The organism is Nocardioides acrostichi, from assembly GCF_015319165.1.
Lineage (GTDB): Bacteria > Actinomycetota > Actinomycetes > Propionibacteriales > Nocardioidaceae > Nocardioides > Nocardioides acrostichi.
Map to the genome: position 1 here is coordinate 282597 of NZ_JADIVZ010000004.1, position 18551 is coordinate 301147.

The 18551-nt window shown below is 71.6% G+C and carries 20 protein-coding genes; 6 read left to right on the forward strand and 14 right to left on the reverse strand.

Annotated elements, in window-relative coordinates; translation table 11 throughout:
• The first annotated feature begins 10 nt into the window (after positions 1-10).
• Positions 11-820 carry a matrixin family metalloprotease gene (locus ISG29_RS21635; RefSeq protein WP_194503490.1) on the forward strand — a complete coding sequence of 270 codons (810 nt, stop codon included), beginning with the start codon at positions 11-13 and terminating at the stop codon, positions 818-820.
• Complete coding sequence (locus ISG29_RS11200) at positions 820-1860, forward strand: alcohol dehydrogenase catalytic domain-containing protein (protein ID WP_194503491.1); 1041 nt, start codon at positions 820-822, stop codon at positions 1858-1860. Before ISG29_RS21635 ends, ISG29_RS11200 begins: the two co-directional genes overlap by 1 nt.
• Positions 1861-2160: 300 nt before the next feature.
• Here ISG29_RS11200 and ISG29_RS11205 read toward each other — a convergent pair whose 3' ends face one another.
• Complete coding sequence (locus ISG29_RS11205; protein WP_194503492.1) at positions 2161-3600, reverse strand: glycine hydroxymethyltransferase; 1440 nt, start codon at positions 3598-3600, stop codon at positions 2161-2163.
• Between the two features lie 304 nt (positions 3601-3904).
• On the opposite strand from ISG29_RS11205, the gene ISG29_RS11210 reads away from it, so the two are divergent.
• From ISG29_RS11210 to ISG29_RS11220, 3 genes are read left to right on the forward strand one after another with little or no spacing between them, the layout of a single operon-like run.
• The gene (locus ISG29_RS11210) at positions 3905-5599 is read left to right on the forward strand and encodes a nitrite/sulfite reductase (protein ID WP_207792988.1); all 1695 of its coding nucleotides are present in this window, start codon (positions 3905-3907) and stop codon (positions 5597-5599) included.
• Entirely contained in the window at positions 5596-6342 is a 747-nt protein-coding gene (locus ISG29_RS11215; RefSeq protein WP_194503494.1) for a phosphoadenylyl-sulfate reductase, read from the forward strand. The genes ISG29_RS11210 and ISG29_RS11215 overlap by 4 nt, the downstream gene beginning before the upstream one ends.
• Positions 6343-6380: 38 nt before the next feature.
• Positions 6381-7124, forward strand: a complete 744-nt coding sequence (locus ISG29_RS11220) for a sirohydrochlorin chelatase (RefSeq protein WP_194503495.1) — start codon at positions 6381-6383, stop codon at positions 7122-7124.
• 10 nt (positions 7125-7134) lie between these two features.
• Here ISG29_RS11220 and ISG29_RS11225 read toward each other — a convergent pair whose 3' ends face one another.
• The 9 genes from ISG29_RS11225 to ISG29_RS11265 all read right to left on the reverse strand — a co-directional run bounded on the left by ISG29_RS11225 (position 7135) and on the right by ISG29_RS11265 (position 13525).
• A complete protein-coding gene (locus ISG29_RS11225) occupies positions 7135-7521 on the reverse strand; it encodes a DUF3037 domain-containing protein (RefSeq protein WP_194503496.1) in 387 nt (128 codons plus the stop codon).
• Complete coding sequence (locus ISG29_RS11230) at positions 7518-8288, reverse strand: HipA family kinase (protein WP_328828818.1); 771 nt, start codon at positions 8286-8288, stop codon at positions 7518-7520. The genes ISG29_RS11225 and ISG29_RS11230 overlap by 4 nt, the downstream gene beginning before the upstream one ends.
• A complete protein-coding gene (locus ISG29_RS11235) occupies positions 8285-9127 on the reverse strand; it encodes a PPK2 family polyphosphate kinase (RefSeq protein WP_194503497.1) in 843 nt (280 codons plus the stop codon). Before ISG29_RS11235 ends, ISG29_RS11230 begins: the two co-directional genes overlap by 4 nt.
• Positions 9124-9624: a phosphoribosyltransferase gene (locus tag ISG29_RS11240; protein ID WP_194503498.1), complete on the reverse strand. Its 501-nt coding sequence runs from the start codon at positions 9622-9624 to the stop codon at positions 9124-9126. The genes ISG29_RS11235 and ISG29_RS11240 overlap by 4 nt, the downstream gene beginning before the upstream one ends.
• A 6-nt stretch (positions 9625-9630) precedes the next feature.
• Positions 9631-10179 carry a regulatory protein RecX gene (locus ISG29_RS11245; RefSeq protein ID WP_194503499.1) on the reverse strand — a complete coding sequence of 183 codons (549 nt, stop codon included), beginning with the start codon at positions 10177-10179 and terminating at the stop codon, positions 9631-9633.
• Positions 10169-11212, reverse strand: coding sequence for a recombinase RecA (recA, locus tag ISG29_RS11250; RefSeq protein ID WP_194503500.1), 1044 nt, complete (start codon positions 11210-11212; stop codon positions 10169-10171). Before recA ends, ISG29_RS11245 begins: the two co-directional genes overlap by 11 nt.
• A gap of 236 nt (positions 11213-11448) precedes the next feature.
• Positions 11449-12141, reverse strand: a complete 693-nt coding sequence (locus ISG29_RS11255) for a methyltransferase domain-containing protein (protein ID WP_194503501.1) — start codon at positions 12139-12141, stop codon at positions 11449-11451.
• Complete coding sequence (locus ISG29_RS11260) at positions 12138-12809, reverse strand: TIGR04282 family arsenosugar biosynthesis glycosyltransferase (protein WP_194503502.1); 672 nt, start codon at positions 12807-12809, stop codon at positions 12138-12140. The genes ISG29_RS11255 and ISG29_RS11260 overlap by 4 nt, the downstream gene beginning before the upstream one ends.
• Complete coding sequence (locus tag ISG29_RS11265; RefSeq protein ID WP_268927684.1) at positions 12806-13525, reverse strand: glycosyltransferase family 2 protein; 720 nt, start codon at positions 13523-13525, stop codon at positions 12806-12808. The genes ISG29_RS11260 and ISG29_RS11265 overlap by 4 nt, the downstream gene beginning before the upstream one ends.
• Positions 13526-13610: 85 nt before the next feature.
• Here ISG29_RS11265 and ISG29_RS11270 point away from each other — a divergent pair, with 85 nt between their 5' ends.
• Positions 13611-15002, forward strand: coding sequence for a hypothetical protein (locus ISG29_RS11270; protein ID WP_194503503.1), 1392 nt, complete (start codon positions 13611-13613; stop codon positions 15000-15002).
• A gap of 190 nt (positions 15003-15192) precedes the next feature.
• Here the strand turns inward: ISG29_RS11270 and ISG29_RS11275 are convergent, their stop codons facing one another.
• The 4 genes from ISG29_RS11275 to ISG29_RS11290 are packed head-to-tail and all read right to left on the reverse strand — an operon-like array spanning position 15193 to position 18549.
• Positions 15193-16242 carry an NAD-dependent epimerase/dehydratase family protein gene (locus ISG29_RS11275; protein WP_194503504.1) on the reverse strand — a complete coding sequence of 350 codons (1050 nt, stop codon included), beginning with the start codon at positions 16240-16242 and terminating at the stop codon, positions 15193-15195.
• Positions 16239-17051, reverse strand: coding sequence for an S-methyl-5'-thioadenosine phosphorylase (locus ISG29_RS11280; RefSeq protein ID WP_194503505.1), 813 nt, complete (start codon positions 17049-17051; stop codon positions 16239-16241). Before ISG29_RS11280 ends, ISG29_RS11275 begins: the two co-directional genes overlap by 4 nt.
• The gene (locus ISG29_RS11285; protein WP_328828825.1) at positions 17048-18358 is read right to left on the reverse strand and encodes an MFS transporter; all 1311 of its coding nucleotides are present in this window, start codon (positions 18356-18358) and stop codon (positions 17048-17050) included. The genes ISG29_RS11280 and ISG29_RS11285 overlap by 4 nt, the downstream gene beginning before the upstream one ends.
• The gene (locus tag ISG29_RS11290; protein WP_194503506.1) at positions 18355-18549 is read right to left on the reverse strand and encodes a DUF3046 domain-containing protein; all 195 of its coding nucleotides are present in this window, start codon (positions 18547-18549) and stop codon (positions 18355-18357) included. The genes ISG29_RS11285 and ISG29_RS11290 overlap by 4 nt, the downstream gene beginning before the upstream one ends.
• Between the last annotated feature and the right edge of the window lie 2 nt (positions 18550-18551).

Here is an 18551-nt window from a genome sequence, read left to right on the forward strand (position 1 = left end):
CGTTCGGTGCGTGTCGCAAGAGAGCGGGTCGCGCCCCAGCGCGGCGGACCTGGGCGTGAGCCAAGAGCTCTACGACCGCATCGTCGCCGACCTCGACCGCTCGCGGAGCGCGGCACACCCCGTCCCAGAACCTGCGCGCGCGCCCCGGCTCGGCGGCCGCAGCCGGCTGATGCTGGGCGCGCTGGGCGCGCTGGTGTTCCTCGTGCTGCACTCCGTCTCCACCTCGGACGCCGACGACGGCCAGGCGACCTTCGCCTTCTTGCACACACAGAGCGACGGCACGCCGGTGGCCTACACCTCCTGCCGTCCGATCCAGGTGGCGGTCTACCCGGCCGGCGGACCACCCGACGCCGAGGCACTCGTCGCGGACGCCGTGGCCGTCGTACGGGCGGCCACCGGCCTCGACATCGTGGTGACCGGCAGCTTCGGCGGCGCCGCGCCGAACTGGAACTTCGCCGCGGCTCCCGTCACGCCCGACGACCCGATCAGCGTGTCCTGGCAGGACGGCGCCGCGATCGCCGACATGACCGACGAGACCGCCGGACTCGGCGGCAGCCGGGTCTTCACCAACCCCGACGGCAGCAAGCGGCTGGGCGCCGGGACCATCGCGCTCTCGCGCGACTACTACGCCGAGCTGGCCGACGAGGACGATCGCGCCGAGGAGGTCGCTGTGATCGAGCACGAGTTCGGCCACGTGCTGGGCCTGGACCACGTCGACGACCGCGGCGAGCTGATGAACGCCGCGAACCTCGGCCAGACGTCGTTCGGCGCCGGCGATCTCGAGGGTCTGCGCAGGCTCGGGCAAGGGCGGTGCTTGTGATGCGGGCGGTCGTCTACGACGCCTACGGCGCTACCCCCGAGGTCTGCGAGATGGCCGAGCCCTCGTGTCCGGCGGACGGGGTGGTGGTGCGGGTCGAGGCCACCGGCGTGTGCCGCTCGGACTGGCACGCCTGGCGCGGCCACGACCCGGTGCCGCTGCCGATGGTGCCGGGGCACGAGCTCGCCGGTCACGTGGTGGCGGTGGGAGGCGAGGTGCGCCGCTGGCAGGTCGGCGACCGAGTCACCGTTCCGTTCGTGGTGGGCTGCGGTCGGTGCCCGGTCTGCTCAGGCGGTGACGCCCAGGTGTGTCCGCATCAGGAGCAGCCCGGCTTCACGATGCCGGGATCCTTCGCCGAACTGGTCGCCCTGCCCGCCGCCGACGCCAACCTCGTGGCGCTGCCAGAAGAGGTCGACATGGTGTCGGCCGCCGCCTTGGGGTGCCGCTTCGCGACCGCCTATCGGGCGCTGCACGCGCACGGTCGCGTGCGAGCCGACGAGTGGGTGGCGGTGCACGGCTGCGGTGGCGTCGGCCTCTCGGCGGTGATGGTCGCGGCCGCGGCCGGAGCGCGCGTCGTCGCGGTCGACGTCCGAGCCGATGCCCTCGAGCTGGCTCGCCGGGTGGGCGCCGAGGCGACCCTGGGTGCGGACCCAGACCTCGGCGTCACCTCGGAGGCCGTCCGTGACCTGACCGACGGCGGGGCGCATGTCTCCCTGGACGCCGTCGGGTCACGCACGACCGCCGAGGCGTCGGTGCGCTCGCTGCGCCGTCGGGGTCGGCACGTGCAGGCCGGGCTGCTGCTCGGGGCCGACTCCTCCCCCGTGCTGCCGATGGACCGCGTCGTGGCGTGGGAGCTGAGTCTGCACGGCACGCACGGCATGGCCGCCCACGAGTACCCACCCATGCTGGCCGCCGTCGCCGAGGGCATTCTGCGCCCGGACCTCCTGGTCGGCCGCACCGTCACCCTCGACGAGGCACCCGGCGCCTTGACGTCGCTCGGCACCGACCGATCACCGGCCGGCATCACCGTCGTCCAACCCTGACCCGTCGCTAGTTTTCACGTGACCCGTCGCTAGTTTTCGCGTGACCCGTCGCTAGTTTTCGCGTGACCCGTCGCTAGTTTTCGCGTGACCCGTCGCTAGTTTTCGCGTGACCCGTCGCTAGTTTTCGCGTGACCCGTCGCTAGTTTTCGCGTGACCCGTCGCTAGTTTTCGCGTGACCTGCCACCTTTTCCACGCATGAAACTCGTGGCAGGTCACCTGCAAACTGGCGACGGCTCAGCGGAAAACTCGTGGCAGGTCAGACGAAAACTGGCGACGGCTCAGCGGAAAACTCGTGGCAGGTCAGGCGAGCTCGAGGCCGGGATAGAGCGGGTGCTTGTCGAGCATCTCGGCCGAGGCGGCCTTGACCTTGTCGGCCACGCCGTCGGCGAGGGTATAGGAGGCCTTCGACGGGTCGCCGGCCTTGGTGGTGCCGGGCTGGGTGTTGCTCAGCACCTTCACGATCAGCTCGGCCACGGCGTCGAACTCGTCGTGGCCGAAGCCGCGCGTGGTGAGCGCGGGCGTGCCGAGCCGGATTCCGGAGGTGTACCAGGCGCCGTTGGGGTCGCGCGGCACGGAGTTGCGGTTGGTCACGACGCCGGCGTCGAGCAGGGCCGACTCGGCCTGACGCCCAGTGAGCCCGAAGCTCGAGACGTCGAGCAGCACGAGATGGTTGTCGGTGCCGCCGGTCACGAGGTTCGCGTCGCGCTTCGAGAAGCCCTCAGCCAGTGACTTCGCGTTGTCGGCGACCTTCTGCGCGTAGCTGCGGAAGGAATCCTGGCGCGCCTCGGCCAACGCCACGGCCTTGGCGGCCATCACGTGCGAGAGGGGACCACCCAGCACCATGGGGCAGCCGCGGTCGACGCTGGGGGCGTACTCCTCGGTGGCGAGCACCATCCCGCCGCGCGGGCCGCGCAGCGACTTGTGCGTCGTGGTCGTGACGACGTGGGCGTGCGGCACCGGATCCTCGTCGCCGGTGAACACCTTGCCGGCCACCAAGCCCGCGAAGTGGGCCATGTCGACCATGAGCGTGGCGCCTACCTCGTCGGCGATCTCACGCACCTTCGCGAAGTTCACCCGGCGCGGGTACGCGGAGTAACCGGCGACCAGCACGAGCGGCTTGAACTCGCGGGCCTTGGCGGCCAAGGCGCCGTAGTCGAGCAGCCCGGTCTCGGGGTCGGTGCCGTACTGGTTCTGGTGGAACATCTTGCCGGAGATGTTCGGGCGGAAGCCGTGGGTGAGGTGGCCGCCGGCGTCGAGGCTCATGCCGAGCAGACGCTGGTTGCCGAGCTCGCGGCGCAGGGCCTCCCAGTCCTCCTCGGTGAGGTCGTTCACGTTCTTGGCGGACGCCTTCTCCAGCCAGGGGCCTTCGACCCGGTGGGCGAGGATCGACCAGAAGGCGACCAGGTTGGCGTCGATGCCGGAGTGCGGCTGGACGTAGGCGTACTCGGCGCCGAACAGCTCGCGCGCGTGCTCGGCGGCGATCGACTCCACGGTGTCGACGTTCTGGCAGCCGGCGTAGAAACGGTGGCCGACGGTGCCCTCGGCGTACTTGTCGGAGAACCAGGTGCCCATGGTCATCAGCACGGCCGGGCTGGCGTAGTTCTCGCTGGCGATGAGCTTGAGCGAGCCGCGCTGATCGGCGAGCTCGTTGCGGGTGGCCTCGGCGATGCGGGGCTCGACGCCCTCGATCACCTCGAGGGCCTGGCGGTAGACGCTGCTCACGAGAGTGCTGTCGCTCATGGCGGCAGACTACGAGGATCCGCCCCTCGCGCCGCCATCGGCTCGGATCGCCGTCCACTATATGGACGACAATCCCATATTGTGGGATTACGATTTGGAGATGGCAGGATGCCCTGCCCAGACTCTTCCTCATGAGTCTTGCTGCCACCCATGCGCACCTCGTGGTCCGTCGCCACGTGGATCTGTGCCGCATGCGCAGCGCGCTGTGTCACCGCTGAGGGTTCCGCCTCATCCGCACCACCGATCAGCCCGGACCGATCCAGCTCTCGCGCGCTCTCCGCCGCGCCCACCCGAAGGACGACGCATGCCCAGCACGACGACGCAGATTCCCCGCCCGCGCAAGGGCGAGGGTCAGTGGGGCCTCGGCTACTCCGAGCCGCTGAACAAGAACGAGCAGAGCAAGAAGGACGACAACCCGCTCAACGTCGCGGCCCGCATCGAGCACATCTACGCCAAGCGCGGCTTCGACTCCATCGATCCCGCCGACCTGCGCGGCCGGTTCCGCTGGCTGGGCCTCTACACGCAGCGGGCCGAAGGCTTCGACGGCGGCCGCACCGCCACGGTGCCGGAGGAGGATCTCGACGCCCGGTTCTTCATGATGCGCGTGCGCACCGACGGCGCGTTGCTCTCCGCCCACGCCTTGCGCACGCTCGGTGAGATCGGGCGCGACCACGCGCGCGACACCGCCGACGTCACCGATCGCGAGAACATCCAGTACCACTGGATCCAGATCGAGGACGTGCCCACCATCTGGTCGCGCCTCGACGAGGCCGGGCTCACCACCATGGAGGCCTGCGGCGACTCCCCGCGCCCGTTCCTTGGCTCGCCCGTCGCCGGCGTGTCGTCGGAGGAGATCATCGACGGCACCCCCGCGCTGGAGGAGATCAAGCGTCGCTACATCGGGGACGAGAAGTTCGCCAACCTGCCCCGCAAGTTCAAGACCGCGCTCACCGGTCACCCCGGCCACGACGTGTCGCCGGAGACCAACGACGTGGCGTTCGTCGGCTCGATGCACCCGGAGCACGGCCCCGGCTTCGACCTCTGGGTCGGCGGCGGCCTCTCCACGAACCCGAAGCTCACCCACAAGCTGGGCGTCTGGATCCCGCTCGCCGAGGTACCCGACGTGTGGGCCGGCGTGGCCTCGGTGTTCCGCGACTACGGCTACCGGCGGCTGCGCTCCCGCGCACGCCTGAAGTTCCTGCTGGCCGACTGGGGTCCGGAGAAGTTCCGTGAGGTGCTCGAGAACGAGTACCTCGACGCGCCGATGGTCTCCCTGCCCTCGCCGCCCTCCCCCGTGGGTCACCGCGACCACATCGGCGTGCACGAGCAGAAGGACGGACGCCGCTACGTCGGCGTCGCGCCCGTCGTCGGCCGGGTCTCCGGCACCATGCTCGTGGCGCTGGCCGACCTGGTCGAGGAGTTCGGGCTCGACGGCGCCCGGCTCACGCCGTACCAGAAGATCGTGCTGCTCGGGGCCGAGCCCGACCGCGTCGACGACCTCCTCGACGCCCTGGAGGGGATCGGTCTCTCGGGTCGCCCCTCGAACTGGCGCCGCAACACGATGGCCTGCACCGGCATCCAGTTCTGCAAGCTCGCGATCGTCGACACCAAGAACCGCGCCCGCGACCTCATCGCCGAACTCGAGCAGCGCTTCCCCGAGCTCAGCACCGACGACCTCGGTGGGGGCATCACCATCAACGTCAACGGCTGCCCCAACGCGTGTGCGCGCACCCAGGTCGCCGACATCGGCCTCAAGGGTCAGCTGGTCACGAAGGACGGCGAGCAGGTCGAGGGCTTCCAGGTGCACCTGGGCGGGGAGACCGGGCTGCACGCCAACTTCGGCCGCAAGCTGCGTGCGCACAAGGTGGCGAGCAGCGACCTCGGCGACTACGTGGCCAGCGTCGTGTCGGCCTACCTCGCCGACCGCCAGCCCGAGGAGAGGTTCGCCCAGTGGGTGCACCGAGCCGACGAGGGGTTGCTCACGGGGGCCTCCTCGTGACCTCCGCGACGACACATGCCGCCCGGGCCGCCCGGGGAACGGTGACCGAGGGGCGCTCCCCCGAGGAACTGCGCGACCTGGTCTCGCACTGGGGCGCCGAGCTCGAGCTGGCCCCCGCCGAGACCATCGTCGAGTGGGCCGCGGCCACGTTCGGTGAACGATTCTGCGTGACGTCGTCGATGGGTGACGCCGTGCTCGCCCACCTGGCCTCGCGCGTCGTCCCCGGCATCGACGTGGTGTTCCTCGACACGGGTTACCACTTCGTCGAGACCCTCGGCACCCGTGACGCGGTCGAGGCGACGCTGCCCGTGAACCTCCGCACCATCACGCCCGAGCAGAGCGTCGCCGAGCAGGACGCCACCGAGGGCAAGGATCTGTTCCGCACCGACCCGGACCGCTGCTGCGCCCTGCGCAAGGTGGCGCCGCTCCAGCGGGCGCTGGCCGACTACGACGCCTGGGCCACGGGGCTGCGTCGCGCCGAGACGCACGCGCGCGTGATCGCGCCCGTCATCGGATGGGACGCCAAGAAGCAGAAGGTCAAGGTCTCGCCGCTGGCCCGATGGTCAGACGAGCAGGTCGAGGCCTACATCGCCGAGCACCATGTGCTGGTGAACCCCCTCGTCTACGACGGCTACCCCTCGATCGGTTGTGCCCCGTGCACGCGTCGCGTCGCACCCGGCGACGACGCCCGCAGCGGACGCTGGGCCGGCACCGGCAAGACCGAGTGCGGCATCCACATCTGAACTCCCCCTCCCGACGCAGCACCACGAAAGAGACACCGATGACCGCTCCCGCCCTCATCGCCCTGGCCCACGGAAGCCGCGACCCCCGCTCTGCCGCCACGGTGCGCGCGCTCGTGGCCGAGGTCCGCCGTCAGCACCCTGGAATCCGCGCCGAGGCTGCGTTCCTCGACCTCAGCACGCCCGCCTTCGACGCGGTCGTCGATCGCCTGGTCGACGAGGGGCACGACGAGATCGTCGTCGTGCCGCTCCTGCTCACCGAGGCGTTTCACGCCCGGGTCGACGTGCCTGCCGCCGTCGCCGAGGCGAACGCCCGTCACCCGCAATGCCGCGTGCAGGCGACGCCGGTGCTCGGCACGGAGCGTTGCTTCCTCGAGGTGCTCGACGTGCGCATGCGCGAGGCGCTGCGTACCGCCCGAGTGCGCGAGCTCGACGCCCTCGTGCTGGCCGCGGCCGGCTCCTCGGACCCTCTCGCGAATCAGGCCGTGGCGCGCATGGCGCGCGTGTGGGGACAGCACCACAAGCTCCCGGTCACCGCGGCCTTCGCCTCCGCCGCACCGCCGGCCACCGGCGAGGCCGTACGCGCGTTCCGGGCCGAGGGACGGCGTCACGTCGCCGTCGCCTCGCTGTTCTTGGCGCCCGGCCGATTGCCGGACCGCGCGGCCGAGCTGGCCCTCGAGGCCGGTGCCGTGGCGGTCTCGGCTCCGCTGGGCGACCACTCGGAGGTCGCGCGGGTGGTGCTGGCCCGGTACGCCGTCGGCGCCGTCGAGCTCGTTCCGGTCTGACCTGGGCGGTTCAGCGCACGAGACGGTCGAGCAGCCCGCTCAGCTCGGCGGCGCAGTCGGCGGTGACGCCGCCGTGCACCGGACCGGGTTGGAGCACGGTGGAGCGGGGGGCCTTGAGCAGCCCGAAGCGCTGGGTGAGCGACTGGACGGCCGCCGCGCCCGCTCGCGCATCCCCCGCACACACGCCGTCAACGAACCTCAGCGCGTCGCGCACTCGGTCGACGTCGAGGCCGGGCGCGAAGACGTGGAGCCGGTCGCTGTCGACCTGCCAGGCGACGTCGAGGAATGCGGCGGCCTGGCAGTAGAGCACCACGCCGACGTTGACGAACTCCTCGCGGTCGGGCCGCGGCACACAGCGCAGCACGACGTACTGGTACGGATCCGGGTGCGTGCTCACGGCAGCCACCCGCTCGCCTGCAGGCGCGCGGCGAGGAAGTCGACGTAGGCGGCGCGCAGAGCCTGCGGCGTCTCAGCGCCCGGCACCGGCTCCAGCCACTCGTCGGGCACCTCGCCCAGCACTTCGGCGAAGACGTCACGGTCGAGCTGCTGGCGCAGGTCGGCGTCGACAGCCGCGAGGGCCTCGTCGTGCACCACAGCGCGCAGCACGTGGTCGCTGGGATCCCACGGTTGCGCCGCGAAGCGCGCCGGATCACCGACTCCGCGGCCCCAGCCGTGGTGGAAGTAGAGGGAGGCGCCGTGGTCGATGACCCACAGGTCGCCGTGCCACACCAGGAGGTTCGGGTTGCGCCAGGAGCGGTCGACGTTGGCGCAGAAGGCGTCGAGCCACAGCACCCGCGCCGCCTCGTCGACGCCCGCCGGCAGGTCGCCGTCGTACCCGAAGGCGCCGGGCAGGAAGTCGATGCCGAGGTTGCGACCCACGCTCTTGGCGAGTAGATCCTGCACCTCCTCGTCGGCCTCGTAGCGAGCCAGATCGCGGGAGAGGTCGAGCACGACCAGCCGCGGCGTGCGCAGGCCCACTCGTCGTGCCAATGCGCTCACGATCACCTCGGCGACGAGCACTCGCAGCCCCTGACCGGCGCCGCGGAACTTGCAGACGTAGGTGCCCAGGTCGGCGCCCTCGACGATGCCGGGCAGCGAGCCACCCTCTCGCAGCGGGGTGACGTACCGCGTGACCGGCACCAGGGGCAACGACTCGGTGCTCACGCCACCGGGGCCTCGTCGGTGAGCCGGGCCCGTTGCTCCTCGACGTCGAAGTCTGCGTCGGGCCAGGTCGGTCTCATCTGCGCGAGCGTGTCGCGCAGCAGCAGTCCGATGGCCAGGTTGCGGTACCACTTGCGGTCGGCCGGGACGACGTGCCACGGGGCGATCTCCGTGTTCGTCCGCTCCAGTGCGACCTCGTAGGCCTCACGATAGGCGGGCCACACCTGGCGCTCGTCGATGTCGCCCGGGTTGAACTTCCAGTGCTTGTCGGGCCGCTCCAAGCGCTCGAGCAGGCGCTCCTTCTGGGCGTCGGGCGACACGTGCAGCATGCACTTGAGAATGTGCGTGCCCGACGCGACCACGTCGGCCTCGAACTCGTTGATCGCCTCGTAGCGGCGCTCGATCTCGTCGGCGTCCGCGAGATCGCGCACCTTGGCGATGAGCACGTCCTCGTAGTGGGAGCGGTCGAAGACTCCGATACGCCCCGGCGTCGGCAGCGCCTTGCGGATGCGCCAGAGGAAGTCGTGCCCGCGCTCCTCCTCCGTCGGCGCCTTGAACGCGGTGATGTCGACGCCTTGGGGATCGACGAGACCGACGGTGTGCCGCACGACTCCCCCCTTGCCTGAGGTGTCCATGCCTTGGAGCACGAGGAGGACGGCGCGCGAACCGCCACGTTGACCCTCGGCGAAGAGCCGCTCCTGGAGGTCGGAGAGGGTGCTGTCGAGGTCGGTCAGCGCCTCCTTGCCCTCGCTCTTGCCACCGTCGAAACCGGGTGTCGCTCGCGTGTCGTGAGAGGTGAGGTCGACGGACCCGACGGGGAGCCGCAGGTGCGCGCCGATCATCGGGCCACCTCGCGCTCGTGGAGCAGCGAGGGCTGTGCCGACCACGGGAAATCGATCCACGCGTCGGTGTGCCGCCACACGTAGTCGGGTTGCACGACCGACCAGGGCTTCTCGTAGATCACGGCCGTGCGCGCCTCCGCCACGTGCTCGTGGCAGTACTCGCGCACGGTCTCGAGCGTGTGCCCGGTGTCGGCGACGTCGTCGGCGATGAGCACCTTCAGACCGGCGAGATCGACCGCGTTCGGGGTGGGCGGCAACAACACCGGCATCTCGAGTCGCTCCTCGACGCCGGTGTAGAACTCGACATTGACCGCGGAGAGGTTCTTCACCTCCAAGGCGTACCCCAACCCCATCGCCAGCCCGAGGCCGCCGCGCGCGATAGCCAAGATGAGGTCAGGCTCGAAGCCGGAATCGACCACGGAGCGGCCGATGTCACGGACGGCCAGCCCGAACTGCTCGTAGCTGAGAACCTCACGGGGCGGTGCCGAGTCGCTCATGGCGACCTAGTCTGGCAGGTGATCGAGCAACTCATCAGCCCCGGCCAGCTCCTCGCGGACGACCGTGTACGCCAGGCCGGCCGGGTAGCCCTTGCGGGCCAGCGCGCCCACGAGGCGCCGGGTGGCTGTGGTCGGTTCGACGCCCTGGAGGCCCCGCAGCTTCTTGCGGACCAGTTCGCGTGCGGCCTGCTCCTCATCGTGCGGATCGATCTCGTCGAGGGCGAGCTGGGCGACGTCGTCGTCGACGCCCTTGCGGCGCAGCTCGGTGGCCAGCGCCCGGCGAGCCAGCTTCTTGCCGGGCTGTCGCGAGGTCACCCAGGACCGGGCGAACGCCTCGTCGTCGACCAGCCCGACCTCCTCGAAGCGGTCGAGGAGGCGGGTCGCGACGTCCTCGGGCACGGCTTTGGCGCGCAGCTTGTCGGCGAGCTCGCTGCGGCTGCGAGCCCGACCCGTCAGCTGGTCGAGCAGGATGGTGCGAGCCACCTGCTCGGGATCGGCGTCGGGGTCGGCCTCGTGGTCGCGCGGCTCGCCGGTGAGCGGCGGATCAGAAGTCATCGACGCCGATCGGCTCGTCCGAGAGCGCCTCGTCGTCGACCTGCGGGCCCACACCGAGCTTCTCGAGGATGCGCTTCTCGATCTCGTTGGCGAGGTCGGGGTTGTCGCGCAGGAAGCCGCGGGCGTTCTCCTTGCCCTGGCCGAGCTGGTCGCCCTCGTAGGTGTACCAGGCGCCGGCCTTGCGCACGAGGCCCGCCTCGACACCGACGTCGATGAGGCCACCCTCGCGGGAGATGCCCTTGCCGTACATGATGTCGAACTCCGCCTGCTTGAACGGCGGGGCGACCTTGTTCTTCACGACCTTGACGCGGGTGCGGTTGCCGACCATCTCCTGGCCGTCCTTGAGCGTCTCGATGCGACGGACGTCGAGGCGCACCGAGGAGTAGAACTTCAGCGCGCGACCACCGGTGGTGGTCTCGGGCGAGCCGAACATGACGCCGATCTTCTCGCGCAACTGGTTGATGAAGATCGCGGTGGTGCCGGAGTTGTTGAGGGCACCGGTCATCTTGCGCAGCGCCTGGCTCATCAGGCGCGCCTGCAGGCCGACATGGCTGTCACCCATCTCGCCCTCGATCTCGGCCCGGGGGACGAGCGCCGCGACGGAGTCGATGACGATGAGGTCGAGCGCCCCGGAACGGATGAGCATGTCGGCGATCTCGAGCGCCTGCTCACCGGAGTCGGGCTGGGAGACCAGCAGCGCGTCGGTGTCGACGCCGAGGTTCTTGGCATACTCCGGGTCGAGCGCGTGCTCGGCGTCGATGAAGGCGACGATGCCGCCGCCGCGCTGGGCGTTGGCCACGGCGTGCAGGGCGACCGTGGTCTTACCGGAGGACTCCGGGCCGTAGATCTCCACCACACGACCGCGCGGCAGACCACCCAGACCGAGCGCGATGTCGAGCGCGACCGAACCGGTCGGGATCACCTCCAGCGGTGCCCGGGTCTCGTCGCCCAGCCGCATGACCGAGCCCTTGCCGAACTGCTTCTCGATACCGGCCAGCGCTGCGTCGAGCGCCTTCTCGCGGTCTCCACCCATGGGTCTCTCCGTCTTCTCGTCGAGGTCGTGCCTCGGGGGTCATCTCTCGTCGGGAGACGCTAGACGCGACCACCGACAGTGCGCCCGACACGGACGTCGGACTGTGGACGACACCCACCGGAAGGGCGTCTGTGGAGACGAACCTACTCCGAACAGGTGTTCGAGGGGTGAACCGGGCACGGCGTGTCGTCCGAGAAGATCCACGGCCCGAACGGGCGGGTGACGGAGTCGAGTCGTCAGGAGACGGGCGTGAGGACGCCGGCCCACCGGCGGGACGCGAACTCGACCACCTCGAGCACACCGAGGCCCACCGAGGCAGCCAGCTCCGCCACACCGTCGACACCCACGACGGCCCACCGGAACGGCCGGCTGCGCGAGACACCGCCGACCTCGAGCGTCGCCCAACGGGCCGAGGAGGGAACCCCCGGCCCGGCCAGTTCGACGACGAGGCGACCACGCGCGTCGAGCAGCTCTCGGACGCGTCCGAGCAGAGCAGCGGGATCGCCACCGATGCCCACGTTGCCGTCGGCGAGCAACGCCGTCTGCCAGCGCCCCTCCCCGGGCACCTCGTCGAACACGTCGCGGTGCAGCGCCGAAGCCCCGCGCGCCCGCGACTGGTGCACGGCCTCCTCCACGACGTCGATGCCCAGGCTCAGGTGTCCGAGCTCGGCCAGTCGCGCAGCCAGCCGCCCCGGTCCGCAGCCGATGTCGATCGTCGTGCCCGAGCACAGCGCGAGCAGGGCGTCGTCGCCCGCGTCGGCCTCACGCGTCCAATCCGCGACCGGCAGCACCATCGGCCCACCGTCGAGACCCTCCACCAGGCACTGCTCACCTCGCAGGGCACGCGAGAAGACGTCGGTGAACGACGCGTCGGCCGCCTCGCTCGAGAGCTCGTCGTCCAGATCGCCGTCGGCGCCGCCACACGTCATGCGTGCACCCCCGCGTGTTCGCGTCGGGCCGCCCACGCGCGGGCGAAGAGGGTGCCGGGCGCCTGGCTCGCCACCAGGTCGGCGTCGGCGACCGTGTCGACATCGACCAGGGTGGGGCAGTCGCCCACCGAGAGACCGGCGCCGGCCAGTGCGGTGCGCGTGTCGACACCGGTCGAGGGGGTCGACATCGGCACCCCGGTCAGACACGCGGCGGCGGCGGGGTCGCGCAGCGCGAGCACCCACCAGCCGCCGTCTTCGGCCGGGCCCAGCACGGCGTCGTGGAGGTCGAGGCCCTCGACGACCTCGCGCAGCAGCGAAGGCGTGATGTGCGGGGTGTCCATGCCGACCTGGACGACGGGGCCGGGCCCCGATGCAGCCACATCGGCGTGGGCGCGGGCCAGCCGCTCGTCGAACCCGTCGCCGACCTGGGTGTGGAGGGTCCAGCCCTGCGTCGCAGCGAGGAGCTCGGCCCCGCGGACCGCGCCCGCCAGGTCGCCCTCGAGCGAGAGATGGCACTGCGCAGACCCGAAGGCCTCGGTGCAGCAACGCACCGTGTCGAGCAGGGCCGCCGCGGCCATGTCGGCAGCCACGTCGAGACCGACGTCGGCCCCCAGACGCGTCTTCACCCGCCCGGTGACCGGCGCCTTGGCTACCACGAGGGCCCTCATCGCAGCACCCGGTAGAAGTCGCGGGCGGTGCGCAGCGTGCCCTTGACCGAACCCGACACCTTGGAACGGGTGCCCTCGGCTCGGGGGTGGTAGGCGACATCGCGCTCGCTCACCCGCCAGTCGGCGACCGTGAGTCGCTGGAGCAGCTCGACCGGGTAGCCGAAGCGACGGTCGCGCACGTCGAGCTCGAGCAGGGCCTCGCGACGGCACACCCGCATCGGGGCGATGTCGTGCGCACGCATGCGGATCCTCCGTCGTAGCCAGGCAACGATCAAAGCGTTACCCAGGCGGGCATGCCAGGGCCACACCCGAGAGGAGACTGGACGACGCCGGCCGACGCCGATGTCCGCGCGGCCGCTGCGCACGTCGTCGAGGAGAGGGAGCAGCTCACTGGGGTCGAAGCTGCCGTCGCCGTCCATCACCGCGACGTAGTCGTGGGTCGAGGCCACCACCCCTGCGTGCACGGCCGCGCCGTAACCGGGGCGGGACTCGCTGACCACGGTCGCGCCGAGCGCGCGCGCCACGCTGGCCGTGTCGTCGACCGAGCCGTTGTCGACGACGACCACGTGGAACTCCGGCGGGACGCGCGGCAGCAGGCCCATGAGGGCCGGCGCCTCGTCCTTGCACGGGAGCACCAGGTCGGCGACGGCCGGCGAGGAGTCGGGTCGGGGAGGGTCCGAGAGTTCAGACCTGGCGGGGGGAACCGAGTCAGGCATGAACCGGGACGCTAGCCAGCGAGTCTGATGATCGCCTGAGTGGGGTCTGGGCCGGTTCTGGGTGTGCTGCCCTAGGGTCAGCGGCATGCCCGGCCGTCTCCTTGCCCGGCGGACACCCTGGATCGGCCTCGGCGTGGCGCTCGTCCTGGTGGCCGCTGCCTTCGCGGTGCCGCCTCTCACGGGGTGGCAGGTCTATGCGCGCGCCCCCCGGTCGGCGTCCGACCTCGGGGCGCCGCCCCTGCACGGCGTGTGGGATCCGAAGCTGTTCGGACCCGGCACGATCCCGGCGATCCTCGTGGCCTGGGTGGGCTGGCGGTGGTTCGCCCGGTGGGTCGTCTCGGCCCGTTGGTGGCAGCTGCAGTCCGTCGGCTATGTGCTGGGCCTGATGTGGCTCTTCTCACTGGCGCTCGTCGACGGGCCCGAGGGACTCTCACGCGTGCTGGGGCACAGCTCCGAGTACCTGGAGAGCGCCCGCGACGTCGGCTCGATCGGCTCGTTGCTGCACCACTACGTCGACCGGATGCCCATCGACTCCCCCGGCGCCTGGCCCACCCAGCCGGCCGGGCACCCGCCGCTGGCGCTGCTCCTCTTCGTGGCGTTGGTGCGAGTGGGCCTCGGCGGGTCGCTGGCCGCCGGGTGCGTGGTCACGGTGATCGCGGCGCTCGTGGCGCCCTTGGTGCTCTCCACCGTGCGCACGCTCGGCGCCGAGGATCTCGCGCGCCGGGTCGCCCCGTTCCTGGTGCTCACCCCGGCCGCGGTGTTCATGGCAGTTTCCGCCGATGCGGTCTTCTCGGCCGTCGCGGCCGGCGGCCTGGCGCTGCTGGCTCGTGGGGCCACGGCCCAGCGGCTCACGTGGGTCGGCTGGTCGGCAGCGGCCGGGCTGGTGCTCGGGGCCGGCGTGATGATGTCGTACGGCCTGCCGCTCATCGGACTGGTGTGCCTGGCCGTGCTGGTGACGGCGCGATCGTGGCGACCGCTGCCGGTCGCAGCGCTCGCGGCGCTCCTGGTCGTGATCGGCTTCGCCCTGGCTGGCTTCTCGTGGTGGGAGGCCTATCCCGTGCTGCACGACCGCTACTGGGCCGGCGTGGCCGCGGTCCGGCCGGCGGCGTACTGGATGTGGGGCGACCTCGCCCTGCTCGCCATCTCGGCGGGCCCCCTCGTCTACGCCGGCATCGCCGTGCTGGTGCCGCGTGTGCGCGGACTCGCCGGGGTGCACCACCTGCACCACGACCTGCGGCCTGCGTGGACACCGGCCGCGCGCGCCGTCGTGCTGCTCGCAGCGGCGGGCGTGCTCTGCGTCGTCGTGGCCGACGTCTCTCGGATGAGCAAGGCGGAGGTGGAGCGCATCTGGCTGCCGTTCATGCCCTGGATCACCCTCGCGGTGGCCCTGCTTCCCCAGAAGTGGCGGCGCTGGGGGCTGCTGGGTCAGCTGGTCTGGGCTCTGGCAGTGCAGCAGTTGTTCTACACGTCGTGGTAGCGAGGGCGGCAGTTGTGGGTGCCGTTTGATCCCAAACGACGGCAAAATCCACGATCCGCGTGCAGTTTCCCACCAAACGTGGAGCCTGCCGCTGCCTCACGGGCGACCAGGCCCGAAACGCGACGTTTGGTCGAGAACTGCACTCGACAGTGGGACTTTACGCTCGATTGTGCCCAAACGACACCCAGTGTCACGCCCGCAGCGGGGCGGTGGCGAAGGCGGGCAGCCCGTCGTGGGGCAGCACGCTCGCGCTGAAGCCGAGCTCGACGCGCGCCCGCTCGGGCGAGGCGACGATGTGGCGCACGTCGCCGAGGCGATAGCCGCCGGTGACCTCCGGGGCGATGCCCGCTCCCACGCCCTGCCCCACCATCTCGGCCACCTCACGGATGCCGATGGGGTGGCCACTGGCGACGTTGTAGGCACGGTGGTGCCCGGACGGCGCGGCCACGGCCGCGTCGATCGAGGCCAGGTTGGCGCGGGCGACGTCGGAGACGTGCACGAAGTCGCGCATCTGGGCGCCGTCCTCGTAGACCTGGGGCGACTCCCCCCGCTCGAGGGAGGAGCGGAACATCGCGGCGACGCCGGAGTACGGGGTGTCGCGGGGCATGTGCGGGCCGTAGACGTTGTGGTAGCGCAGCGAGATCGCGGCGGAGTCGGCCTGGCGCACCCACGCGGTGGCGTAGTGCTCCTGGGCCACCTTGCTGGCGGCGTAGCTCGACCGCGGGTCGAGCCGGGCGTCCTCGTCGACCAGCCCCCACCCCAGCGCGGTGCCGCAGGTCGGGCAGTGGTTGTCGAAGTCGCCGGCGTCGAGCGCCTCGCGGGAGCGCGGTGGCGGCACCACGTCGCCGTGCTCGGTACAGGTGTAGCGACCCTCGCCGTAGACCACCATGCTCGAGGCCTGCACCAGGGTGCGGACGCCGGCCTCGTGCATGGCGACCAGCAGCCGGGCCGTGCCGAGGTCGTTGTGGGCGGCGTACTCGGGCAGGTCGGAGACCTTCACCCCGGCGCCGACCACGGCGGCCTGGTGGCACACGACGTCGACGCCACGCAGCAGCCCGGCCCACTCCTCGGAATCGGCCGAGCGCACGTCGAGCTGGTGGGTGCCCTCCGGCGCGGCGGCCTGCCCGTGCGCCATCGGCAGCATCAGGTCGACCGCGACCACCTCGTCTCCGCGCTCGCGCAACTGCTCGGCGATGGCGGTGCCGATGAACCCGGCCGAGCCGGTGAGCAGGATCTTCATTGGTCGCCTCCGGGGATGTCGTACGTGAGCTCGACGCCCTCGGTCCAGGTGGAGCACGTGCAGCCGTCGGGGTCGGGCAGGTTCGCGATGGCGGTGCCGAGCAGGCCGGTGAGCCGCTCGAGGTTCGACTTGAACAGCGCGAAGACCTCCTCCTGGCTCACGCTGGAGCCCTCCTCGGCACCGGCGTCCATGTCGGTGACCAGGGCGACAGAGGCGTAGCACTGACCCATCTCGCGGGCCAGGGCCGCCTCGGGCAGCGCGGTCATGTTGATGAGGGTCCAGCCCTGGGCCGCGTAGTGCTGGCTCTCGGCGCGGGTGGAGAACCGCGGACCCTCGATGACGACCATGGTGCCGCCATCCTTGACGACGGGGTCGGCGCCGACCAGAGCGCGGCGCACTCCGGCGCAGTAGGGGTCGCCGAAGGGCAGGTGCACGGCGCCGCGCTCGACGTAGGAGCCGACGCGGCGGTAGGTGCGGTCGACGAGCTGGTCGGGCACGACCACGTCGCCGGGCGCCACCTCCTCGCGCAGGCCGCCGACCGCGCAGGGCGCGATCACCTGCCGCACGCCCAGCGAGCGCAGTGCCCAGAGGTTCGCGCGGAACGGGATGCCGTGCGGCGGGAAGTCGTGGTGGTTGCCGTGGCGGGGCAGGAACGCGACCCGTCGTCCGGACACTGTGCCGACCGCGATCGGGGCCGACGGCGCACCGTAGGGCGTCTCGACCTCGACCTCCTCGGGATTCTCGATGAAGGAGTAGAAGCCGGTGCCGCCGATGACGCCGACCTCGGCGGTCGCAGGTGAGCTGGTCATGCGGCCACTCTGCCAGGCACCTCCGCGCCCGCTCGGGTGGCCCGGTGCGCTGCCACCGCGGCCCCCGCGACGACTGCCACCAGTACCACGGAACCGAGGGCCAGGGCCGGGTAGCCGGCCAGGGACACCACCACACCGGCCAGCGCTCCCGCCGCCGCGGCGGAGGTGTTCATCACGAGGTCGGCGACTCCCTGCACGTCGGCACGCGCGTCGAGCGGCGCATGCTCGGCCACGAGCGTGGACGACGCGACGGTGCCGCACGACCACCCCAGCCCGAGCAGGAACAGGCCGCCGAAGATCTGCGGCGAGCTGCCCGCCGGCGAGAGCGCCGCGAGCAGCAGCGCGGCCAGCAGGACGCCGGCACCCAGCGCGAGCACGCGCGGACGCCCCCAGCGGTCGGCCAGCCAGCCGACCAACGGGGAGAAGGCGAACATGCCCAGCACGTGCACGCTGATGACCACGCCGATGATCTCCAGCGAGGCACCGCCGTGCTCCATGTGCAGCGGCGTCATCACCATGACCGCCACCATCGCCGCGTGCGATCCGGCCAGCCCAGCGATGGCCGCGACGAGCACGGGCCGCTCGCGCAGTGCCTCACCTACCCGCCCCCACGAGGTGCCGCCGGGCGTGGTCGCACCGGCCGGCCCGGCTGCGGCGGCCGCGTGGTCGCGGGCCAGCAGGAGTGGGTCGGGACGCAACAGCAACGTGACGACGAGCGCCGCGAGCAGCATGCCGAGACTGCCGACGAGGAACGGGCCGGTGAGCGCCGGCACCCCCAGACTCCTCGCCAGGCGCCCCGCGGGGCCCGACAGGTTCGGACCCGCCACCGCTCCGACGGTGGTGGCCCACACGACGGTGGCGAGCGACCGAGCGCGCAGCTCGTCGCGCGCCAGGTCGGTCGCGGCGTATCGGGCCCCGCTGTTGGCCGCGGTGGTCGACCCGAGGAGCAGCGCGCCGAGGAGCAGCAGGGTCATCGAACCCACGGCTCCGGCCAGCACCGCCAGCACGGCCCCGAGCGCGCCCAGCAGGTAGCCGGTGGTCAGGCCGATGCGGCGGCCGCTGCGGGCCATCACCCGCGCGAGCAGATAGGAGGCGGCCGCGGCGCCGAGCACCTGGAAGGTCTGGGTGAGGCCGGCCAGCCCCTCACGGCCCGAGATGTCGCGGGCGAGCAGGGAGGCGGTCGCGATGCCGATGGTGATGCCCACCGCGCCGACGGCCTGGGCGAGCACCAGCACGAGCACGGTGCGCCGCTGGGCGGCGTCGAGGTCGGTCGCCGCGGCACGCGCGGTGCCGTCCTGCGCGATCACCTCATCACCCGCGGGAGGTCGAGGAACCGCCACACCGCCGCCCAGACCTCCTTCGGCGGCACGCCGGCAGCGAGCGCCTCGTCGACCGTGCGGCCGTCGAGGTCGCCGAGCACGGTCAGTCCGGCCCAGCTGCGTGAGGAGGCGCGCCCCAGCGCGGTGTCCATCCGGTCCCAGAACTCCGTGTGCCGCACGC